A 20,031-nucleotide genomic window follows, 5' to 3' on the forward strand; every position below is an offset into this window, starting at 1 on the left:
CACAAACCCTCATAATGGCAAGGCTAACGCTTTGCCATTTTTTATAAATTCATGATCAGCGAGTCTCTATCAACTGCAAGGCGGAGGCCGCCATCACCATGCCTGCCGTGGCTGTCATTACAACAGCAGAACCATAACCGCCACAATTTAGCCCTGCATGGCAGGCTTTGGTGATTTTTGGTTGCTCATCAGAATACACGCATTTTAGCCCAAATTTTTGTTTGCCGCCTTTGGCAATGCCCTTTTCACGCAATTTGGCACGCAATCTTGCCAGCAAGGGGTCTTGTGTCGCGTACTTCAAATCAGCAACCTGTAAGCGTGTCGGATCAGTTTTTGCCCCTGCACCACCTGCGATGATACAGTTGATTTTTTGGAAGCGACAATGCAAAGCAATGGCTACTTTTGCCGCCATGTCATCAACACAATCAAGCACCACCACAGTCTTGCCCATTGCTTGCAACTGCTCTACTTTTTCACGAGTGGGCAGAAGCTGATGAACATTGTCAGCGGTCAAGAACTCATCAACACACTCCAGCTGAATCTGCGGATTAATGCCATAAAGGCGTTTTGCCATCGCTTCAATCTTGCTCTCGCCAAGCGTCTCGCTCAACGCTGGCAACTGTCTGTTGATATTGCTCTCAACCAAAATATCCAAATCAATCAGCACCAGATGCCCAACCGCCGTGCGTGCCAATGCCTCCGCTGCCCACGAACCAACACCGCCAACCCCCACGATATACACGATGGCATTGGCAAACTTCTCTCGGTTATCTGCACCGTACAGTGCCTGCACGCCCATAAAGCGGCGTTCATAATCAAACTGTGTCATAGTCTCTCTTGTTGCTTTGTGGTACAGCACTTAACACTTATCACCACTTGGTTTGTAATGCCTGACAGCTATTTTGCCAAAGCTTCTCCGCCAATGATTGTTTATCCATACTAAATAATAAAGCCAATGTATCAAGCACATGGGGCAAATTGGCAGGCTCATTAAACGAACCCAAATGCTGACAAGGCAGCGGCATCATATCAGGACAATCGGTCTCTATCACAAACGCATCGGCACCATATTTGGCAAAAACTGCCATCACGGCACGGCGTAATTTTTTGGCATTTGGATTGGTGATTTGCCCTGTGATACCAAGCTTAAACCCACGCTTGACAAATGCCAATGCCTCTTGCTCTCCGCCGCTAAAACTGTGAGCGATACCACCTTGGTTATCGGCACGGTAATTTTGTTCGGCAAGGATTTTTAGCACATCGGCATGGCTTTTGCGTATATGCAACAAAATCGGCTTATGGTATTGCTTGGCAAGTTTAATTTGTTCAACAAAAAACCGCTGCTGCTTGGCATAAATATCAGCAGACTGTAATGATTTATGATAAGTATCCAGCCCTATCTCGGCAATCGCAATACTGTGATGATTATTTAGAAAATCTGACAAAATCAGCAAATCATGCTCATGATGCTCATGGATATATAACGGGTGCAGTCCAAATGCCAAATGGGATCTTGGTGCAGCTTTAAGTGCATTGACAAACTCATGGGTCTGCACCATTCGCCCAAAATACCGTGCCAAATAGCCAATCAACACCAGATGCGATACCCCCTGCTCACTGGCTCGCCGTGCAAACTGCACCCGAGCCTCATCGTACTCTGGCACATCAAAATGCGTATGCGTGTCTATCAGTCCAAGCGATTGTGTGATATTTTGTGCCATCGGATTAATCTTGTCTTGCTTTTTTATCACGGCTGGTTTGTCTGCTTTGTCTTGGGCTGCTTGCTCTTGGTAACAAGCTCAATGCGATGACAGCCGCCAATTTTATCCAACAAGTTTTTGTTTTATTTGGGTTACTTGCCATTATTCATTGTCTGCCGTTTGTTCTTTTTGGGCTTGATGGGGGTGAATGATTGTTTCTGCAAGTCATTTTTTACAAAAGCATTCAGCTTGGAAGCAGAATGATATGGCACCAGTGCTGACGGTACCACCGAGCGAGCTGCGTCAATATGCTTAATGGAATCATCAAAGAAAATATGCGGTGCAAAACTTCGCAATACGCCTGTCTTATCCAGCCCACCCAAGAAAAACGCCACATCAACCGTAACGCCCCATGCACGCAAGGTTTTGATTGCTCGCATATCAGCAGGAGCGTTGCGTGCCGTTACCAGTGCAATGCGAATCGGACTGTGCGATGAATTGGGCATCTGTGCCAGCAGTTTGGCTTGCAGTTGTGATAATTTGATTAAAAAATCAGCATACGGGCCTTTGTCAATTGGCAAATCAGCCATTTCATGCTCACGAGCGTGAAATGCGTACAAACCCTCTTGCTTAAACACCAGCTCCCCTGAGTCATCAAACAGCACCGCATCGCCATCAAAAGCAATACGCAACTGCTGATTGTCCAGCTCTTCGGTATTGACAGGTGTAGCGTCAAGTACCGCACAAGCACAAATCTTGGCATCAACCACCGCTTGTGCATCATCATGATTGGTGGTTAAAAACAAATCAACATTAAAATCCTTAATATAATTTGCCACCGAATCCCCCGAAATAAATGCCGAACGAGTAATGCCCAGCCCATAGGCACGGATTGAGTTTAACACCTGAATGCCAATATCAGGCGAGGATTTTGAGACAATCACCACCTCAACATACGGTGATTCCACATGATACTCAGTGGGTGGCTGATAGGTATTGATATTTAACAACGCCTCAATCAGCGGATAGCCAGAGCCTTTTTGCAATAAAATATTTTCTTGTTGCTGCTGATAATCCTGAAATTTGCGTGCGGCTGTGCTTTTGTTTTTGGCAAGCAATTCAGCCAATTTGGCCTCATTTGCCGACAAATCAAACAATGCCGTCGCCGAAATCGCCACAATCAGCGTATTAGAAAAATCCACCGCCATAAACCACCTTTATTTTACTGTGTATTTTAGCAAGCGATTTGTTCAATATCCGCTCGCTTTAAAGTAACCAGCCCGTACATATTTAGTACCAGCTGATGACTTAGTGCTGTATCCATTGTTGAGCAATAACGAATACTGCCAATATGCCCACGGGGCTTGGCGTTATCACCCATAAATTTAATATAATCTCGTGATAAAGACACGCTCATTGACAGCGTACCGTATTTTAGCGACCACATTTGCCGCATTGCCACCGTATCAGTGGCATCAAGCCGATTGTTGCCATTATTATCCACAAACACCATCAGCCCACCATCTCCCAGCCGATGACACCCTCCGCTGCCATCAAGCAAGCAGACAATCGTGTCTTTTTGGTTGCGTGCTGCTTCTATTTTGGCACGGCGGATTGCTTCATTGACCTCGGAGGCAACACGCTGCGACTCCATGCGTGCCATCAGCCTATCATAGGCAGGTATCGCTGCAAGTGCCACCACTGCAACAATCGCAAGCACCACCATCATCTCAAGTAGCGTCAATCCTTGCTCTACTCTCATCTTCGCACCCAATCTTGTTGTTTGCCAAACCAACCTTGTCAAATTTTGACAACATTCATCAGCCCAATCATTTTACCACAAATCATCAGCACTGGCACAAAAGCTACATACTTGCATTTATACACCTGTGATTATCCGTGAAACATCAAGGTATTTTTTTGGCAAAAATTTGCCATCAGCCCTATCCTTGTCAAGCAAAAAAAATACCGCCAAAAATCATCACACAGTCGCCAGAGCTTGCCAGTATTGGCTTTGCTGATATTTTCCCCAAAAACTGTGGATAACTTTTGAAAAAATTATCAAACCATCATCGAAAATCACCACCCCATCATGCTTTGTTGTCAATTGCATAAAATTTAATCAAATTGGTAAAATTTATTTTTTATTAATAAAATCAATAATTTATAAAATTAATCCCCCTGTAGAAAACTGCTGATAATCTGACAATTATTATCACGCCAATAAACCCAAATCAGCTGTTTTGCGTTCCACAAATTTCCACAGATTTTGTGGATAAAATTGTGGATAATTTTATTTTTGGCAAAGTTTAGCAAATATTTTGCAGTTAATAACAGCCCCAGCACCACCCTTGCAATAATCCAAAAACAAAATTTTTGCCGACAAATTTTCTATCACGCACTGCCATGATTGTGCCAATTTGTGCTATAATATCCCAATCCATCGCAGCACAACCGCTTGCACCAATTTGCATTCTACAAAAGGAATACTTCGTGGACGAAAATAAAGAAAAAGCCCTCAAGGCTGCTCTCGCCCAAATTGAAAAGAGTTTTGGCAAAAACACCATCATGCACTTGGGCGACGAATCTGCCAAACTTGATGTTGATGTTATCTCCACAGGCTCATTGGGTCTTGACATCGCCCTAGGTATTGGCGGTCTGCCAAAAGGTAGAATTGTCGAAATTTTTGGTCCTGAAAGCTCGGGCAAAACCACTTTAATGCTACAAACTGTCGCAGCTTGCCAGCAGCAAGGTGGCACTTGTGCATTTATTGACGCTGAACACGCCCTTGATCCAATTTATGCCAAAAAGCTCGGTGTGGATATTGATTCCTTGTTGGTTTCTCAGCCTGATAATGGCGAGCAGGCACTGGAAATTGTTGATATGCTGGTACGCTCTGGTGCGGTTGATATGATTGTTGTGGACTCGGTTGCCGCCCTAACTCCCAAAGCCGAAATTGAGGGCGAAATGGGCGATTCGCACATGGGCTTGCAAGCACGCCTGATGAGCCAAGCCCTACGCAAAATCACAGGCAATGCCAAACGCTCCAACTGTATGGTTGTATTCATCAACCAGATTCGCATGAAAATTGGCGTCATGTTTGGCTCACCCGAAACCACCACAGGTGGTAATGCACTGAAATTTTATGCCTCTGTTCGTCTGGACATTCGCCGCACTGGCAACATTAAAGTCAATGAAAACATCATCGGCTCAGACACTCGCGTCAAAGTCATCAAAAATAAAATGGCACCGCCATTTCGCCAAACCGAATTCCAAATTATGTATGGCGAAGGCATTAACCATCTGGGCGAGTTGATTGACTTGGGCGTAGATGTTGAGACAGTCGGCAAATCTGGCTCATGGTACAGCTATGGCAACACAAAAATCGGTCAAGGCAAGCCAAACGCCATCAAATATTTGCAAGAAAACCCCGAAATTGCCAAAGAAATTGAGGCAAAAATTCGTGAAATTAAACTTGCTAGTGGCAATGGCGGCGCAGCTCAGTCTATAACAGAATCAGAAGCAGAGCCTGAGCTTGTTGAAGATATGGAAAACGAGACATTTTAATCTCGCCTACAGTCTACACTTATGACCATAAAGACCCTGTCGGAAATCTTGGTAGAAATGGGCGAGACGCCTGTTTCTGCCGACCATGCCCAGTCTGCTGTGCTTGATGAGCATAATTTTGCCAAATTAACAAAAAGCCCAAGCACTGCCCACAATTTGCCCAATAACTCCAAACCCAAAAAACACCACCAACAAAACCGCCAAGCAACAAGCCACACCAAGCAAACCGCCAACAAATCAGCGGACACTACCAATAAAAAACCAGCCACCGCTCACCAGCAGACGGCAGCAACCCCACCAACTTCAGAAAAGCTGGCGACCATCTTAGAAAGCGTTGCCAAAGAACCACTGGCACAAACTGATCGTGCCAATAATTATCTGCGTTGGCTAGCGTTTTATTACCTATCTCGCCGAGAATTATCACAACATCAGCTACGCCAAAAACTGCTCGCCAAAGGTTGCGATCCAGAGGCGGTTGAGGCGTTGTTGATAGAGTTTGCCGACAAGGGCTATCAATCAGATAAGCGTTGTGCTGCAATGATTGTCAGAGAGAGCATTCGCAAAGGTCGTGGCAGAAGGCACATTACACAACTGCTAAAAACAGCACAACTACACCCCAATGAGACAACTGCCAGCGAACTTGACAGACTGATTGCCGATGCCACAATAGATGCAGTGGCTGATAATGCGATGACTGGCACGCCCAGCAAACCCAACTGGCTAAGGCTGGCTGTTGAGGCACGCAGCAAAAAATACGGCGAGAGCATACCGCTTACCGCCAAAGACAAAGCCAAGCAGCTGCGATTCTTGCAATATCGCGGATTTGAGCTTGATGTTTGTTTTGAGGCATTGAAATACCGCCCTGAAGATTTGCTTGATGAATAATACCATCAGTCATCATCATGATTGATATTAGCAAATCGCTGCCAAACACCTGTTTGCAATGGCAATGGCGTTGCCATACTGCCCAGTCGTCGCCATGGCATGGTGCTGCCATGAAAATCACTTCCGACCGAAACCAACAAATCGTGTTTTTTTATTGCCCGAGCAATCATCTCCAGTGTGCTTTTTGGTTCATCGTTTGGCAATTCGCACGCATCGCCGCCACAATCTGCAAAATCTGCAATCAACCGCTGAGTCCGTGTGGCAGACAGCTTATAGCGTGTTGGGTGTGCCAGCACCGCCAAACCACCACAATCATGAATCAGTGCCACCGCTTGTGCCATACTGATCGTCTCAATCGGCACATAGGCAGGCTTATTATCCGCCAGATACTTATCAAACGCTGCCTGCACTGTTGGCACAATGCCCTTTTCTTGCAGCACCTGTGCAATATGAGATCGCCCAACCGCTCGAGCATTGCCCTGCACCTTTTTTAAAACTGCCTGCCACAGCATATCGGCAAACCCGTCATCACCGCCTGCCAGCAACTGTGCCAATCGTGCCACCATCTGCTCACCTCGGCGGTGCCTTGCATCCTGCAGAGCTTGTAAGGTCGCGTTCATCTTTGATACATCAGCAAAATCCAATGCCGCCACATGAATGATTTTATCAATCTTTTGATATTTACCATAGCCGCCTGACAGCGTGTGGCTACAGCTGATCTCCACCCCATGAATCAGGCGAATGCCAAGAGCTTTGGCTGCTTGTTTTGCCTCATCAATGCCATCAACTGTATCATGGTCTGTCAATGCCAGCATATCTATGCCAGCCTTAGCAGCCAATACCATCAGCTCGCTGGGTGTGTTTGTGCCATCGGAACAAGTGCTGTGCGTGTGCAGATCAATTTTTTGCATAAATTATCCAAGATTTGGTGATAAAATCATAATAAACGCCATTGTACGCAACTTTAAACCAAATAAAAAGCCCCACCATTGGCAGAGCTTTTGTATCGTAGCAAATCAGCTATTTTTTAGCTGTTGTTGCTGTTGTAGATAGTTGCCAACCGTTAGCGGTTTTGGTGCGGCTGGACGCTGTTGTTTTAGATAATCAGCGGTTGCTGTTTGGCTTGGGGCAGGGCTTGTTGTAGCAGTGGCTGCCTGCACTTTGGTCGGTGCTGGTTGATCGCTCATGGTCAGACCTGTTGCCACCACAGTTACATGGATATCATCTTCCATGTTTGGATCTTCTACCAAGCCATAGAATACATTGGCATCTTCGTCCATCATGCCCTCGCCGATGGCAACAATAGACATCACCTCTTCCATGCTGACACCAGAACCGATGATATTAATAATCAAGCCCTGTGCATTGCGCAGATTTAGATCATCAAGCAGTGGTGAGCGGATTGCCTTCTCCATCGCTTCGGCAGCACGATTATTACCACTTGAGCGACCAATACCCATCATGGCATGACCTTTTGCTGTCATTGCCGTGCAGACATCATTAAAGTCAATGTTAATCAGACCTGGATTAACAATGGTTTCTGTCAAGCCATTTACAGCGTGCAACAAGACATCATCAGCCTTTTTGAAGGCATCAACCATCGTTAGATTGCGATAGGCTTGTGTCAGTTTATCATTTGGAATGGTAATGATAGAATCAACATGCTGGGTCAGTGCCTCAATGCCATTTTTGGCAGCAGCGGCACGGCGTTTGCCCTCAAAGCTAAACGGCGTGGTAACTACCGCAACGGTCAAAATACCCATCTCTTTGGCAATGCGAGCAACCACTGGTGCAGCCCCTGTGCCTGTACCGCCGCCCATGCCAGCGGTGATGAATGCCATGTTATAACCCTCAAGCATTGCACGAATTTCGTCTTCGTTGCTCTCGGCAGCATTACGCCCAACCTCAGGGTTGGCACCTGCACCCAAGCCACGAGTTTCGTCAGCACCGATTTGAATCTTATTCGGAGCAGACAGCTTGTTTAGGGCTTGTAGGTCGGTATTGGCACAAACAAAGGTGATGCCTGAGATGTTTTGGCGAACCATATGTTCAACAGCATTACCGCCACCGCCACCGACACCAAAGACGATGATGCGTGCATTGCCATTGCTTTCTGGTTGTGGCTCGTCAGCCATTCCATATTTCATATACATACTCTACTCCAAAATGTGTAAATGCTAAATCAAAGATAGCTATCAAATAATACCATTGTACGCACAATCGGTATTTTTGGCAAGGCAAACCCGTGCATAAATCGCCAAATAATTAAATTTTTTTTAATCAAAGGTTCTGCTATGGCAAAATTTGGCAAAATTATCCGCATAATTATCAATGAAGACGGTTCATACCATTCATCGCCACGCATAAACCTAAGTTACCCCACTCGGCGAAGCCAAGCTGCACACCTATTCAAGCTCTGAGAAATTGGCCGCCAAGCTCGTCTCCACCAAGTGTCTTTTTGGTCTTCTTGCTCCACAAAATGCACATTGTCGCCATAGTACAGCAAAGCACCAAGTACGGTATGCAGCGTATTGTCAGCCAAATGCTTGTTAATCAACTGGATATTTTCATCACTAAGATAATCAGGATCTGGTGATATATTGGGGTTGCTGTCAATCAAACGCGTCTTAATGCTGATATACTCGCGAGCAAACTCAAGCAAACCGTCCATTCTTGCCCCACCGCCAGCCAATACCACGCCTGCACCAAGACTCATCAATAACTGTGGATCAATATCACACATTACTTCATCAAAAATTTGACGATAACGCATTTCAATGACTTGATTAAATGCTCGTCTTAGCATGGTTTTTTCTTGCTTGGTGTTCTTTTTGTAGCTAACAATCGCCCCAGCACTGTATTTGTTGCGGTTTAGCGTGCCTTCTTGACGCTTGAAACTTTCGGCATCAGCCAAGGCGATATTATATTGCGTGGCAATATCAGCATCAACCATCGTGCCGCCGATGTTCAAGCAGCGACTATAAATCAAAACGCCTTCTTTATAGACGCATACTTTGGTTGTGCCAGCACCGATATCAATAAAACACGCACCTGCATCTCTGTCCGCCTTGCTTAGGGCATAATACGCCCCTGCAACACCATCAAAAACATTGGTCTGTATCTGCACATCATGATAGGCAAATAGCTCTGCCATCTGGCTGGCTTGTGAGTCAGGCAAGCTAATCACATGGGCTGCCGACTGGGCTGTTTTGGCATGGATATCCACTGGATTATCCACTATCTCACCATCTGCAAACACCTTCTGAAAACTGCACTGAAAAACCATGTAATCATCGGTGCTGCTTTGTGCCAGTTTCTCAAGGGCTTGATTGATATTTTCTTGCTTAATCTTGCCATCTTCAATTGTGATTTCTTGCATTTTGTTTTGCGATTGCATGGCAGCAGAGCCAAAACACAGCACCGCACTGTTTAGCTTCAGTGCCTGCATATGCTTGGACATATTGCTGGCTTCATCAATTGATTTGTGAATCGCTGACAACAAATGCGTGCGGTCATGCACACGACCGCCCAAAAAAGCATCTGTGTGTGCCAAGCCAACAGCTGCTATTTTTAGGTGCTTGCCTGAATCTTTGGTCTGAAAATGACCGATTACCGTACAAACAGCCGTAGAGCCTATGTGTATTACCGCATGAAGGGACACAAAATTTCCTTAAAGTACCTCAATCACCACCTGTTGATTATCAAGTTTTGGTGGTGTAATTTTTAATATTAACTTACAGCTTTATTTTATTGATAAAGCCAACCAAATCATCACAGCCAAGCCAATCAGCGTCGCCATGCAATCGCAAAACCATTCTTATAACGCAAATCTACCGAATCAATTTTTGGTAAGTCATCAGCCAAAGTGCTTTGCAATTGCATCGCCAGATTGTACAGTTTTTGCTCGGTATCCTCATGGTCTACCATGACACGCATACCATTATTAAAGCGAATAATCCAAGTTTGACGCGGTGTCAAAATCAAATCCTGCACATAAATACCCAAAGGCAAAAACCACGCATTTACCCGCTTGAGTTTTTGCATGATTTGGGTTGATTCATCTGCCCTGCCGTGCAAATTCACCAGCCGTGCATCCATCAGCTGGGCATCATCGGCAGGCTGATACACCACACCGCTGGCATCAAGCAATCTATCACTGCCAAAATTTGCCACCGCCTTTCGTGGTATCACCGAGACCACCACGCCACGATTCCAATCACGGTATACGCTGGCATCTTGCACCCATGACAGCTGGCTTATCGCCTGATGAATTTGTGATAAATCACTGGCAAAAAACTGCACCGAGCCGATCGGTTGCACCACCTTTTGCAATGCCTGAAGTTGTGCTACTGACAGCTGCTTTGACTCAATAACTATCGGTTTGCTTTCGCTATTTTTGATGGCATAATTCAACAAAAATCCAAGCAAGACCACAACCAGCAGTGTCATCAAGACAGACTGCCAAGGCCGCAAAATAAGCCGTTGTTGAAACAATGTAGTCATGGGATTTGCCGCGAATTGTCAAAAATTTTTATCAATCCTAAGTTAAAAATGCGTAACGATGCACTAAATTTTTGTCAAAATAACCCAAAAATACCAAGTGTAAATCGTAGCCATTCTAACTTTGGGAAAAATTAGCATATGTTAACGCATTTTGCTAATAATTTAAAGCAACAAGCAGAGAATTTTTTAAAAAAATCCAGTGTTTGTTACATATTATTACACTTTTTTGCCCAAATACTCGCCCATCAAATAATCATGGCAGTTTTTGGCGTTATTTGCTAAGACGCACACAAAAACCGATGCGTTTTTCGTTGTCGTATAAATTGCTAAAATTAATCTTAAGTTTGTGCATTTGGCAAATTCGCTGCACAATTGACAAACCCAAACCACTGCCTGTTTGTTTTTGACCCGCTGGGCGAAAAAAACGCTCGCCAAGGTGCTGCAAATACGCCTCATCAACCCCATTGCCATTGTCATATACCGACAGATAATCATCGCCAATATCCAACCAGATGGTGCTGCCCTCAGGGCAATATCTGATGGCATTATCAATCAAATTGGTGCATAACACTTCCATCAAAAGCTCATCGCCATATAGCGGCAGCGGTGATGGGCTTAGGTTTCGCTTGAGTCTGCACCGCTTTTGGCGTGCAAACAAATTACTTTGGGACAGTACAGTATCGCTGACTTTTTGCCAGTTAATCAAGGTATCAAATTGCCTGTGTTGCCCCTCGCCAACAGACAACTTCGCCAAAGTAAGAAGCTGATTGACCAGATGATTGCTTCTTTCGATGCCCTTTTTGATGCCAAGATTATGCTCGTACAACAACCGCTCATTTTCCTCGTCAAGATTGGCTGATAATATCGCTTGCTGCATCATATCTGCCTGTAGTTTGAGTGCTGTCAATGGGCTTTTTAGCTCATGCGATGCATCGGCGGTAAACCGCTCCTCGCGTGCAATGGCATCAGCAACTTTCACAAACCAGCGATTCAAAGAATCCACCAGCGGTCTGACCTCTTTTGGGACATTGGTGCTTGCAGGGCGACCATCGGCTGGATTGCGACTTTGTAGCGACTCGCCCAACACTTGCAAAGGCAAAAAAGCCCGCCGCACCGAAAACCACACAAGCAACAAAAACAGCAACAGCCCCACCAAAGCAGGCAATAGCTTGGCCAATAAAGCAGTCAAAATCACCTCTTGGCGAGATTCCATGTTCTGCCCAACGGCAATGATTCTGTCATTATTAACATCGGGCATGTATAAAATTCTCCAGCGATTTTGCAATGGATTTTTGCCCTGCGAATCATTGATAAAGCCTTGAAAATTTTCACGAAATACAAAAGATTCGCCGCTATCATCTGCCAATAACAACCGACCGCGTTTATCCCAAATGGCAAAGCCCATATAATCATCTTCGCCACCAAGCAAATCATCATCAATATTTTCTAATAAATCCTTATTAAATACAACGGTATTTTTTGGTTCATTTGGCGTGGCATAAGAAGTTATCATCAAGTATTTTGCTACTTGTGAAATTTGGGTATCGCCCATCTCGCTCATCTCTGACCACAGCTTTGAGCCAACCACACCAACAATCGCAAGCCAAAGTGCTGGCAAGCCGATCAACAACATGCTAAGCAGTCTTTTTTGGATACTGTATTCATAGCCACTGCTTGGTAAATCGTCTGTACCAGCAGGCAGTTTGGTCTTTTTGGATAATTTTTTTAAAGAAAAACGGTATTTCATGCGTATGGTAATTATTTATTTTTTATTAAAATTTATTTTTCGATTTGCCAATTTGGATTCAGATAATATCCAATCCCTCGCTTGGTTAGGATAAACTCCGAACCAAATTTTTTCCGCAGATGATGGATATGTACCTCGATGGTGTTGCTATCAACCTCGGCACTCCAGCCGTATAATTTATCCTCCAATGTCGCTCGGCTGTGGATTTGCTTTGGTGCTGCCAAAAACTCTTCCAACAAAGCCAGCTCCTTGCCTGTCAATTCCACAGGCTTGTCCTGATAGCTTACCTGCCGTGATTGGCTATCAAACACAAGCTCACCATAGCGAATCAGCGACTGGCTGCGACCCTGACTGCGGCGAATCAATGCCTGTAACCGTGCAATCACCTCATCAAGTGCAAATGGCTTGACCAAATAATCATCAGCCCCTGCATTCAGTCCAGCGACACGATTGGCAATGGCATCTCTTGCAGTAATAATCAGCACTGGCGTATCCATGCCCATCTGTCGCCAATTTGCCAGCACCTGCATACCATCGCCTTTTGGCAGGCTCAAATCAAGCAGCACCGCATCAAACGCCGCTGCTGATAATGCCGCCTCGCCTGATTTGGCATCAGCAAACCATTCAACCATCATGCCTTGCATGCCCAGCCCTGCAATCAGCCCTTGTGCAATATCCACATCATCTTCAATCAATAATACCTTCGCCATAATTCACCCCATTGTCATCGTTTGACGCATTATACACCAGCAAACTTAATCTTGCCTTAAGCATTTGGCTGTATTATCATAATCACAGCATGGTTTGCACTTTGACAATTAATTCGGCAATCTTTGACTGGCAAATCACTCACCAAACTTTTAGACTGGATACGATATGGACTGGTTAAGCCAATGGATATTATCCATCATTGACAATTTGGGCTCGGCTGGCATCGCCCTGATGATGTTTTTGGAAAATGTTTTTCCGCCGATTCCTTCAGAATTAATCATGCCCGCAGCGGGGTTTGCTGCTTCATTGGGCAAAATCAACCTATTAATGGTTATTATTGCAGGCACTGTCGGCTCCGTACTGGGTGCATTGCCCCTGTATTATTTGGGCAGCAAATTTGACGAAGTGCGGTTATTGCGACTGGTCAATCGCTATGGCAAATATCTACTGATTAGCCCACAAGACATTCAAAACAGCCAAAGATGGTTCGATAAATATGGCAAATCTGTGGTGTTTTTTGGACGCATGATTCCAGCGATTCGCTCGCTTATTTCCATTCCTGCTGGCATGGCACGCATGCCACTTTTGCCTTTTTTAATCCTGACTGCCATCGGTTCATTTTTATGGAGTACATTGCTTGCTTATGCAGGTTTTGTATTAGGTGCCAATTACCAAAAAGTCGCCCCTGTGGTTGAATCTTTTGGACGCTATGCCGCCATTATCATTGGTATTTTGGTGCTTTATTGGCTCATAAAACGCATTAAGCAGGTTTATCAAGCATGACGGCACAACACAGACGCTTGCCAAAAATTATCTTTTTTGATATTGATGATACTTTGTATATCAAAGACCAACATTGCATACCTGCAAGCGTCAAGCCTGCTTTGATGAGTCTAAAGCAGCGTGGAGTTCTCTTGGCAATTGCCACAGGTCGCAGCCTTGGCATTTTCCCCGATGCCATCAAAGAGCTTGTTGATGAAGTTAAAATTGACTATCTGATTACTTTAAATGGACAATATACCCAATATCAGGGCAAAAAATTATTTGACTATCCGCTAGAAGATGAGCAAATTCATCAAATACTGGCGTATTTTCGGACAAAAAACATTGCCACCGCCTGCATGAGCAAAGATCAGGTATACGCTTTGTCAGTCAATGACAATCTACGCACAGCCTTAGGGTCGCTTGGTATTAAGTATCGTCTTGTTAATCAAGATGATATTTGCTTTGCTCAGCCGATTTATCAAATTCTCGCTTTTTATCGCGACTACGAACTGGATGCCACACCCTCCCTGCCTGCAACCATCAAGACAACTCGCTGGCATGACTGTGCTGTTGATGTCTTGGACAAGACCAGCTCCAAAGCTCGTGCCATCAAACAACTGCTGGCATCGCTTGCGATAGACGCCCAAGATGCCGCTGCCTTTGGCGACCATCTAAACGACCTAGAAATGTTTGAATTCGTTGGTACTGCCATCGCCATGGACAATGGGCATCCTGCCGCCAAACAGGCTGCTGACATCATCTGCCCACGCCATGACGAAAATGGCATTGCCAAAATTCTGCATTCTCTTGGCTGGCTTAGACCAGAGTCTACCTTTGTTACCAAATAGCCAAGCGTACAATGCACCATTATCAGTAAAATCATTGCCAGATTGACAATCAAGGCACAAGTAGCCAAATCACCCACAACACCAACACTTATCTTGTATGGCCAAATTTACCCCACCAGCGAAAATTATTAACTCCAAACCAATAAGCTTATAATGATAAATTAGCATTATAAGTTTATTATTAAAAATTAATTATTAATATTATTAAAAAAATACCTTTGGCATCGTTCGATGATTTATATGTAGCAGCCATTCCGTCAATAATATTGGGAAAGTTTGCAGCTTATCAAAAACAGCTTCCAAGCCCAATGGAGACAACTGCCAACTTTCACATTCGCCTAAATATACATAATGCTGAAAAATAGCGATAAATTATCACATTCTGGAAATTAACAAGGCGAAATTTTTAACTATACTGGTCAAGCCTTAAATTACCCACTTAATAGGACAAAGCTCAATCAGCCAACAAAACACAGGCAAATGCACCACACCAAAATATAAAAACACTGCCAATGCTGACAGTGTTTTTTTTGGTGCATAATGCATAGCTTAGCTTAGCTGAGCGACACTGATTTTATCAGCCTTGCTGGTGTAATCAGTCATTTGGTCAAAGTTTAGATAATTATAAACTTCCGCCTGCATATTATCCAGCTTGCCAGCATACTGTTGATATTCTTCAACAGTTGGCAGACGACCCAATACCGCTGCCACAGAAGCCAATTCGGCAGATGCCAGATACACATTAGCACCTTGACCCAAGCGATTCGGGAAATTACGCGTTGAGGTTGATACCGCTGTTGAGTTTGGTGCAATACGAGCTTGGTTGCCCATGCACAATGAACAGCCCGGCATCTCGGTACGAGCACCTGCTTGAGCATAGGTATTATAATAACCTTCATCCATCAATTGACGCTCGTCCATTTTGGTTGGCGGTGCAATCCACATACGCGTTGCCAAACTGCCTGCTGGCACTTCTGACAGCAACTTACCTGCTGCACGGAAATGACCAATATTCGTCATGCACGATCCGATAAACACTTCGTCAATCTTATCGCCAGCAACTTCTGACAACAGCTTAGCATCATCTGGATCATTTGGGCAGCACAAAATTGGCTCTTTAATCTCTGACAAGTCAATCTCATAGACTTTGGCATATTCTGCATCTGCATCGGCTTTCATTAGGCTTGGGTTGTCCAGCCATTTTTGCATATTTTCAGCACGGCGAGACAAGGTACGAGCATCGCCATAGCCTTCGGCAATCATCCACTTAAGCATAACGATGTTTGAACGCAGATACTCGGCAACTTTTTCTTCGGATACCGTAATGGCACAACCTGCTGCCGAACGCTCTGCTGATGCATCAGACAACTCAAACGCCTGCTCAACGGTTAGGTCGTTTTCCATTTCGGTCAAATCAATTTCCAAAATGCGACCGCTGAAAATATTTTTCTTGCCTTTTTTCTCAACAGTCAAATCACCCTCTTTGATGGCATAATATGGGATTGCATGCACCAAATCACGCAAGGTGATACCGGGCTGCATTTTTCCTTTAAACTTCACCAAGACCGACTCTGGCATATCCAGAGGCATCACGCCTGTTGCTGCAGCAAACGCCACCAAACCTGAACCTGCTGGGAACGAAATACCAATCGGGAAGCGGGTGTGCGAGTCGCCACCAGTACCCACAGTATCAGGCAGTAGCATACGGTTTAGCCATGAATGGATTACTCCATCACCAGGGCGAAGCGATACGCCGCCACGATTCATAATAAAATCAGGCAAAGTGTGGTGCGTTACCACATCGATGGGCTTTGGATATGCTGCTGTGTGGCAGAATGACTGCATGACCAAGTCAGCAGAGAAGCCCAAGCACGCCAAATCCTTCAACTCATCGCGAGTCATTGGACCTGTGGTGTCCTGTGAACCAACGGTTGTCATTTTTGGCTCACAATAAGTGCCGGGACGCACGCCCTGACCTTCTGGCAAGCCACAGGCACGACCAACCATTTTTTGTGCCAAAGTAAATCCCTTGCCATTATCAGCAGGTTGCTCTGGAGTGCGAAATAGTGTTGAAGGTGGCAAACCTAACGATTCGCGTGCCTTGGTGGTCAGGCTGCGACCAATAATTAGGTTGATACGACCGCCAGCACGCACTTCATCAAGCAGCACAGGAGTTTTTAGGGCTGATTGAGCAATTTGCTCGCCGTCCTTATAAGCGGTAACGGTAGCGGTTTCGTGGTTGATTTTCAGGGTAACTTCATCACCCATATTCATCTGGGTAACATCAATCTCGACAGGCAAGGCTCCAGCATCTTCCATGGTGTTAAAGAAAATCGGTGCAATCTTGCCACCCAAGCACACGCCACCATCTTTTTTGTTTGGAATGTGTGGAATTTCATCACCAAAGAACCACAGTACTGAGTTGGTTGCAGATTTACGGCTTGAGCCTGTACCGACCACATCACCCACATAGGCCACTGGATTGCCCTTAGCAATCAATTCTTTGATTTGGCTTAAAGGTCCAACTTCGCCATTTTTTTCAGGATTGATGCCATCTCGCTCATTTTTTAGCATCGCATTGGCGTGCAATGGAATATCAGGACGGCTCCATGCGTCTTGAGCAGGAGATAGGTCATCGGTATTAGTTTCGCCCGTTACCTTAAATACAGTAATGGTAATCTCTTCTGGCACTTCTGGTCGATTGGTGAACCATTCGGCATTCGCCCAAGATTCTAAGACAGCTTGGGCATGAGCATTGCCCGCTTTGGCTTTTTCTTCGACATCATGAAACGCATCAAAGACAAGCAAGGTTTTTTTCAGAGCATCAGCAGCCAAACCGCCCAACTGTGCATCATCAAGCAACTCAACCAGTGGTGCAACATTATAGCCGCCAAGCATTGTGCCTAATAAATACACCGCACGCTCTTTGCTAACCAATGGTGAGCTCGCTACGCCTTTTGCCACATCATTTAAAAATGCCGCCTTGACATAGGCTGCCTGATCCACCCCTGCTGGCACACGGTTTTCTAACAAATCCACCAAATATGCTTCCTCACCTGCTGGTGGGTTTTTAAGCAGTTCGATCAATTCGGCAGTTTGAGCATCGGTCAATGGCTGGGGTGGTACGCCAAGTGCAGCACGCTCCTCGACATGGGCTCTATATTGTTCTAACATGGCAAATCCTCTTTTTGTTTTCAAATCGGTGCTTGCTGGATAACCAACAAGTGCCTATGGTTTTGGTTGTAGCAGTATGATTTTGGCACGCTTTATGCCGAAATTCAAGTAAGTTTTTTAGCCATGATAGCCGAAATTGGCAATAATTACAAAAAATCTGCAACAATAGCCAACATTTTTTTAAAAAATACCCAATAAAAATTAAAAATAATCATCTAAATCATGCAATGAATTATTTATACCAATCAAGCACTTGCTCAAACTCTATCTTTGTGGCACAATAAACCAAACCACCCAAAAAAGGATTTTTTATGAAAGCACAGCAAGGTTTTACACTCATCGAGCTGATGATTGTGGTATTAATTATCGGCATTTTGGCAATGTTTGCCATTCCGCAATATCAAAAACGCACCATCACAGCACAGGTCAATCGGGTAATGATGGAGACCAGTCAGCTACGCCCACTGGTTGAGATGTGCCTATTGCAAGGCGTTACAGATGGCACAAAGTGCGACGCTGGTGCAAGTGATAGCAGCCTTATCAAAGACAAAAAACCATCAATCACAATCAACAAAACCAGCAATAACACCGTTACAGCGACAATCACAGCAGGGTTTTCTAACGATGCTGCAACGGAGCTGCATGATAAAAATATCGTTTGGCAATACAGCTCGGATGCTGGTTGGTCGTGCAAAAGCACAGTTAATGCAACATATCTTGGCAACAACTGCAACAGCAACGAAGCTGTCTCTTCGCAATAACAAGTCAAGCCAAATAAGCTGATAAGCAGCACACTCCCCAGCATAAAAATCCCCACGCAATTGCATGGGGATTGTGTACTTGGGTAATTTATTCTGCGTCTTTACGCACACCCAATTTTTCTTTGATGCGTGCAGATTTACCTGAACGATCGCGTAGATAGTACAATTTGGCACGGCGTACATCACCACGACGCTTCACTTCAATGCTGGCAATCAGTGGTGAGTGCAATTGGAATGCACGCTCAACACCAACACCGCTTGAGATTTTACGCACGGTGAATGATGAGTTCAAGCCACGATTACGCTTGGCAATAACCACGCCTTCAAAAGCTTGCAAACGCTCACGATCACCTTCGCGAACTTTTACTTGTACAACAACGGTATCACCAGCGGCAAATGCTGGGTGGTCTTTTAATTGTGCATTTTCAACAACTTGCACCAAAGGATGTTTGTTACTCACAAGATTTCTCCTGATAATCATGGCATAGGCTAATACTTTTTGCTAAATAGCATGGTTAAAAAGTCGCATACCATCGTTAATAAAGCGGCAAAACGCACGCTGCATCTGAACCATACAGATAAAAGTGAAATTTTACCCAGTTTGGGCGATTTAGTCAAGACTCTCCAAATCTTTTAGCCATTTGGCTTGCTGCTTGGTAGGCACAAAAGCCCTCCACAAATCAGGGCGACGCAACTGGGTACGCTTCACCTGTTGCAAAAACCGCCATTTGGCAATATTGGCATGATGACCTGATAACAACACCTCTGGCACCATATCACCATGAAAATCCAAAGGCTTGGTATAATGTGGACAATCCAACAACCCATCAACAAAAGAATCCTGCTGGGCTGATGCCTCATCACTCATCACAGCAGGCAATCGGCGAATGACCGAATCCATCAGTACCATTGCAGGCAGCTCACCGCCTGTCAGCACATAGTCGCCAATCGAAATCTCAAGATCTACATAACGCTGCAACAGGCGTTCATCAATGCCCTCATAACGACCGCATAACAAAATCATGCCGTCAAGTTTTGGCATATCTGCCACCATACTCTCGGTCAAAGTGCGACCTTGTGGCGACAAATACACCACAGGGCAACCGCCACCTGCCACATCACAACCTGCCGCCATCGCCAGCTCTTTGGCGTACAAAATCGCTTTTTCAAGTGGCTGTGCCATCATCACCATGCCCGGCCCACCGCCAAAAGGACGCTCATCAATGCGGCGGTAGTTGTCATTGGTAAAACCCCTAGGATTGATTAACTGCAAGGTTGCTTGTTGATTTTTTAAGGCACGCCCAACCACGCCATAATCACTGATGGCACAAAACATCTCAGGCAAAATACTAATGACTGCAAAAAACACA

19 protein-coding genes are annotated in these 20,031 nt (G+C 45.0%); 6 read left to right on the plus strand and 13 right to left on the minus strand.

What is annotated here, in order from left to right; genetic code table 11:
* Positions 1-55 precede the first annotated feature (55 nt).
* The 4 genes from EL162_RS00100 to EL162_RS00115 all read right to left on the minus strand — a co-directional run bounded on the left by EL162_RS00100 (position 56) and on the right by EL162_RS00115 (position 3,462).
* Positions 56-829, minus strand: coding sequence for a tRNA threonylcarbamoyladenosine dehydratase (locus tag EL162_RS00100; protein WP_076556078.1), 774 nt, complete (start codon positions 827-829; stop codon positions 56-58).
* 40 nt (positions 830-869) lie between these two features.
* Positions 870-1,721 carry a TatD family hydrolase gene (locus EL162_RS00105; RefSeq protein WP_126331614.1) on the minus strand — a complete coding sequence of 284 codons (852 nt, stop codon included), beginning with the start codon at positions 1,719-1,721 and terminating at the stop codon, positions 870-872.
* 131 nt (positions 1,722-1,852) lie between these two features.
* Positions 1,853-2,908 carry a 5'-nucleotidase gene (locus EL162_RS00110; protein WP_126329279.1) on the minus strand — a complete coding sequence of 352 codons (1,056 nt, stop codon included), beginning with the start codon at positions 2,906-2,908 and terminating at the stop codon, positions 1,853-1,855.
* A 26-nt stretch (positions 2,909-2,934) separates the two neighbouring features.
* Positions 2,935-3,462 carry a GspH/FimT family protein gene (locus tag EL162_RS00115; RefSeq protein ID WP_126329280.1) on the minus strand — a complete coding sequence of 176 codons (528 nt, stop codon included), beginning with the start codon at positions 3,460-3,462 and terminating at the stop codon, positions 2,935-2,937.
* Between the two features lie 158 nt (positions 3,463-3,620).
* Here EL162_RS00115 and EL162_RS10220 point away from each other — a divergent pair, with 158 nt between their 5' ends.
* The 3 genes from EL162_RS10220 to EL162_RS00125 all read left to right on the plus strand — a co-directional run bounded on the left by EL162_RS10220 (position 3,621) and on the right by EL162_RS00125 (position 6,152).
* Positions 3,621-3,746: a hypothetical protein gene (locus tag EL162_RS10220; RefSeq protein ID WP_259772327.1), complete on the plus strand. Its 126-nt coding sequence runs from the start codon at positions 3,621-3,623 to the stop codon at positions 3,744-3,746.
* A 447-nt stretch (positions 3,747-4,193) separates the two neighbouring features.
* Positions 4,194-5,267: a recombinase RecA gene (gene recA, locus EL162_RS00120; RefSeq protein WP_126329281.1), complete on the plus strand. Its 1,074-nt coding sequence runs from the start codon at positions 4,194-4,196 to the stop codon at positions 5,265-5,267.
* A gap of 21 nt (positions 5,268-5,288) precedes the next feature.
* On the plus strand, positions 5,289-6,152 hold the full coding sequence (locus EL162_RS00125) for a regulatory protein RecX (RefSeq protein WP_227543408.1): 864 nt from the start codon (positions 5,289-5,291) through the stop codon (positions 6,150-6,152).
* A gap of 5 nt (positions 6,153-6,157) precedes the next feature.
* On the opposite strand, the gene EL162_RS00130 is transcribed toward EL162_RS00125, so the two are convergent.
* The 6 genes from EL162_RS00130 to EL162_RS00155 form a co-directional block, all read right to left on the minus strand.
* The gene (locus EL162_RS00130) at positions 6,158-7,063 is read right to left on the minus strand and encodes a PHP domain-containing protein (RefSeq protein ID WP_126329283.1); all 906 of its coding nucleotides are present in this window, start codon (positions 7,061-7,063) and stop codon (positions 6,158-6,160) included.
* 105 nt (positions 7,064-7,168) lie between these two features.
* Complete coding sequence (gene ftsZ / locus EL162_RS00135; RefSeq protein WP_126331616.1) at positions 7,169-8,287, minus strand: cell division protein FtsZ; 1,119 nt, start codon at positions 8,285-8,287, stop codon at positions 7,169-7,171.
* Positions 8,288-8,526: 239 nt separating this feature from the next.
* Positions 8,527-9,813 (minus strand): cell division protein FtsA, encoded by a 1,287-nt coding sequence (gene ftsA / locus EL162_RS00140; RefSeq protein WP_126329285.1) that lies wholly within the window; start codon positions 9,811-9,813, stop codon positions 8,527-8,529.
* 125 nt (positions 9,814-9,938) lie between these two features.
* Positions 9,939-10,655 carry a cell division protein FtsQ/DivIB gene (locus EL162_RS00145; protein WP_197718978.1) on the minus strand — a complete coding sequence of 239 codons (717 nt, stop codon included), beginning with the start codon at positions 10,653-10,655 and terminating at the stop codon, positions 9,939-9,941.
* Positions 10,656-10,926: 271 nt separating this feature from the next.
* The gene (locus EL162_RS00150) at positions 10,927-12,402 is read right to left on the minus strand and encodes an ATP-binding protein (RefSeq protein ID WP_078310266.1); all 1,476 of its coding nucleotides are present in this window, start codon (positions 12,400-12,402) and stop codon (positions 10,927-10,929) included.
* 32 nt (positions 12,403-12,434) lie between these two features.
* Complete coding sequence (locus tag EL162_RS00155) at positions 12,435-13,112, minus strand: response regulator (protein WP_076556069.1); 678 nt, start codon at positions 13,110-13,112, stop codon at positions 12,435-12,437.
* 166 nt (positions 13,113-13,278) lie between these two features.
* Here EL162_RS00155 and EL162_RS00160 point away from each other — a divergent pair, with 166 nt between their 5' ends.
* Together EL162_RS00160 and EL162_RS00165 are read left to right on the plus strand one after the other, a co-directional pair.
* A complete protein-coding gene (locus tag EL162_RS00160) occupies positions 13,279-13,896 on the plus strand; it encodes a DedA family protein (protein ID WP_126329287.1) in 618 nt (205 codons plus the stop codon).
* Positions 13,893-14,726, plus strand: a complete 834-nt coding sequence (locus EL162_RS00165; RefSeq protein WP_126329289.1) for a Cof-type HAD-IIB family hydrolase — start codon at positions 13,893-13,895, stop codon at positions 14,724-14,726. Before EL162_RS00160 ends, EL162_RS00165 begins: the two co-directional genes overlap by 4 nt.
* Before the next feature lie 549 nt (positions 14,727-15,275).
* Here the strand turns inward: EL162_RS00165 and EL162_RS00170 are convergent.
* Positions 15,276-17,900: a bifunctional aconitate hydratase 2/2-methylisocitrate dehydratase gene (locus tag EL162_RS00170; RefSeq protein WP_076555450.1), complete on the minus strand. Its 2,625-nt coding sequence runs from the start codon at positions 17,898-17,900 to the stop codon at positions 15,276-15,278.
* Between the two features lie 311 nt (positions 17,901-18,211).
* Here EL162_RS00170 and EL162_RS00175 point away from each other — a divergent pair, with 311 nt between their 5' ends.
* Positions 18,212-18,661, plus strand: a complete 450-nt coding sequence (locus EL162_RS00175) for a pilin (RefSeq protein WP_126329291.1) — start codon at positions 18,212-18,214, stop codon at positions 18,659-18,661.
* Between the two features lie 88 nt (positions 18,662-18,749).
* On the opposite strand, the gene rplS is transcribed toward EL162_RS00175, so the two are convergent.
* Positions 18,750-19,121 (minus strand): 50S ribosomal protein L19, encoded by a 372-nt coding sequence (gene rplS / locus EL162_RS00180; RefSeq protein WP_076555452.1) that lies wholly within the window; start codon positions 19,119-19,121, stop codon positions 18,750-18,752.
* A 150-nt stretch (positions 19,122-19,271) separates the two neighbouring features.
* Complete coding sequence (trmD, locus tag EL162_RS00185) at positions 19,272-20,030, minus strand: tRNA (guanosine(37)-N1)-methyltransferase TrmD (protein WP_126329293.1); 759 nt, start codon at positions 20,028-20,030, stop codon at positions 19,272-19,274.
* Position 20,031 lies beyond the last annotated feature (1 nt).

This window comes from Moraxella cuniculi (assembly GCF_900637105.1).
GTDB lineage: Bacteria > Pseudomonadota > Gammaproteobacteria > Pseudomonadales > Moraxellaceae > Moraxella > Moraxella cuniculi.

Excerpts from the sequence above, each read along its gene's own strand:
- EL162_RS00100 (WP_076556078.1), bottom strand. The coding sequence starts at position 829 with ATGACACAGTTTGATTATGAACGCCGCTTTATGGGCGTGCAGGCACTG.
- EL162_RS00105 (WP_126331614.1), bottom strand. The coding sequence starts at position 1,721 with ATGGCACAAAATATCACACAATCGCTTGGACTGATAGACACGCATACG.
- EL162_RS00110 (WP_126329279.1), bottom strand. The coding sequence starts at position 2,908 with ATGGCGGTGGATTTTTCTAATACGCTGATTGTGGCGATTTCGGCGACG.
- EL162_RS00115 (WP_126329280.1), bottom strand. The coding sequence starts at position 3,462 with ATGAGAGTAGAGCAAGGATTGACGCTACTTGAGATGATGGTGGTGCTT.
- EL162_RS00125 (WP_227543408.1), top strand. The coding sequence starts at position 5,289 with ATGACCATAAAGACCCTGTCGGAAATCTTGGTAGAAATGGGCGAGACG.
- EL162_RS00130 (WP_126329283.1), bottom strand. The coding sequence starts at position 7,063 with ATGCAAAAAATTGATCTGCACACGCACAGCACTTGTTCCGATGGCACA.
- ftsZ (WP_126331616.1), bottom strand. The coding sequence starts at position 8,287 with ATGGCTGACGAGCCACAACCAGAAAGCAATGGCAATGCACGCATCATC.
- EL162_RS00145 (WP_197718978.1), bottom strand. The coding sequence starts at position 10,655 with ATGACTACATTGTTTCAACAACGGCTTATTTTGCGGCCTTGGCAGTCT.
- EL162_RS00150 (WP_078310266.1), bottom strand. The coding sequence starts at position 12,402 with ATGAAATACCGTTTTTCTTTAAAAAAATTATCCAAAAAGACCAAACTG.
- EL162_RS00155 (WP_076556069.1), bottom strand. The coding sequence starts at position 13,112 with ATGGCGAAGGTATTATTGATTGAAGATGATGTGGATATTGCACAAGGG.
- EL162_RS00160 (WP_126329287.1), top strand. The coding sequence starts at position 13,279 with ATGGACTGGTTAAGCCAATGGATATTATCCATCATTGACAATTTGGGC.
- EL162_RS00165 (WP_126329289.1), top strand. The coding sequence starts at position 13,893 with ATGACGGCACAACACAGACGCTTGCCAAAAATTATCTTTTTTGATATT.
- EL162_RS00170 (WP_076555450.1), bottom strand. The coding sequence starts at position 17,900 with ATGTTAGAACAATATAGAGCCCATGTCGAGGAGCGTGCTGCACTTGGC.
- EL162_RS00175 (WP_126329291.1), top strand. The coding sequence starts at position 18,212 with ATGAAAGCACAGCAAGGTTTTACACTCATCGAGCTGATGATTGTGGTA.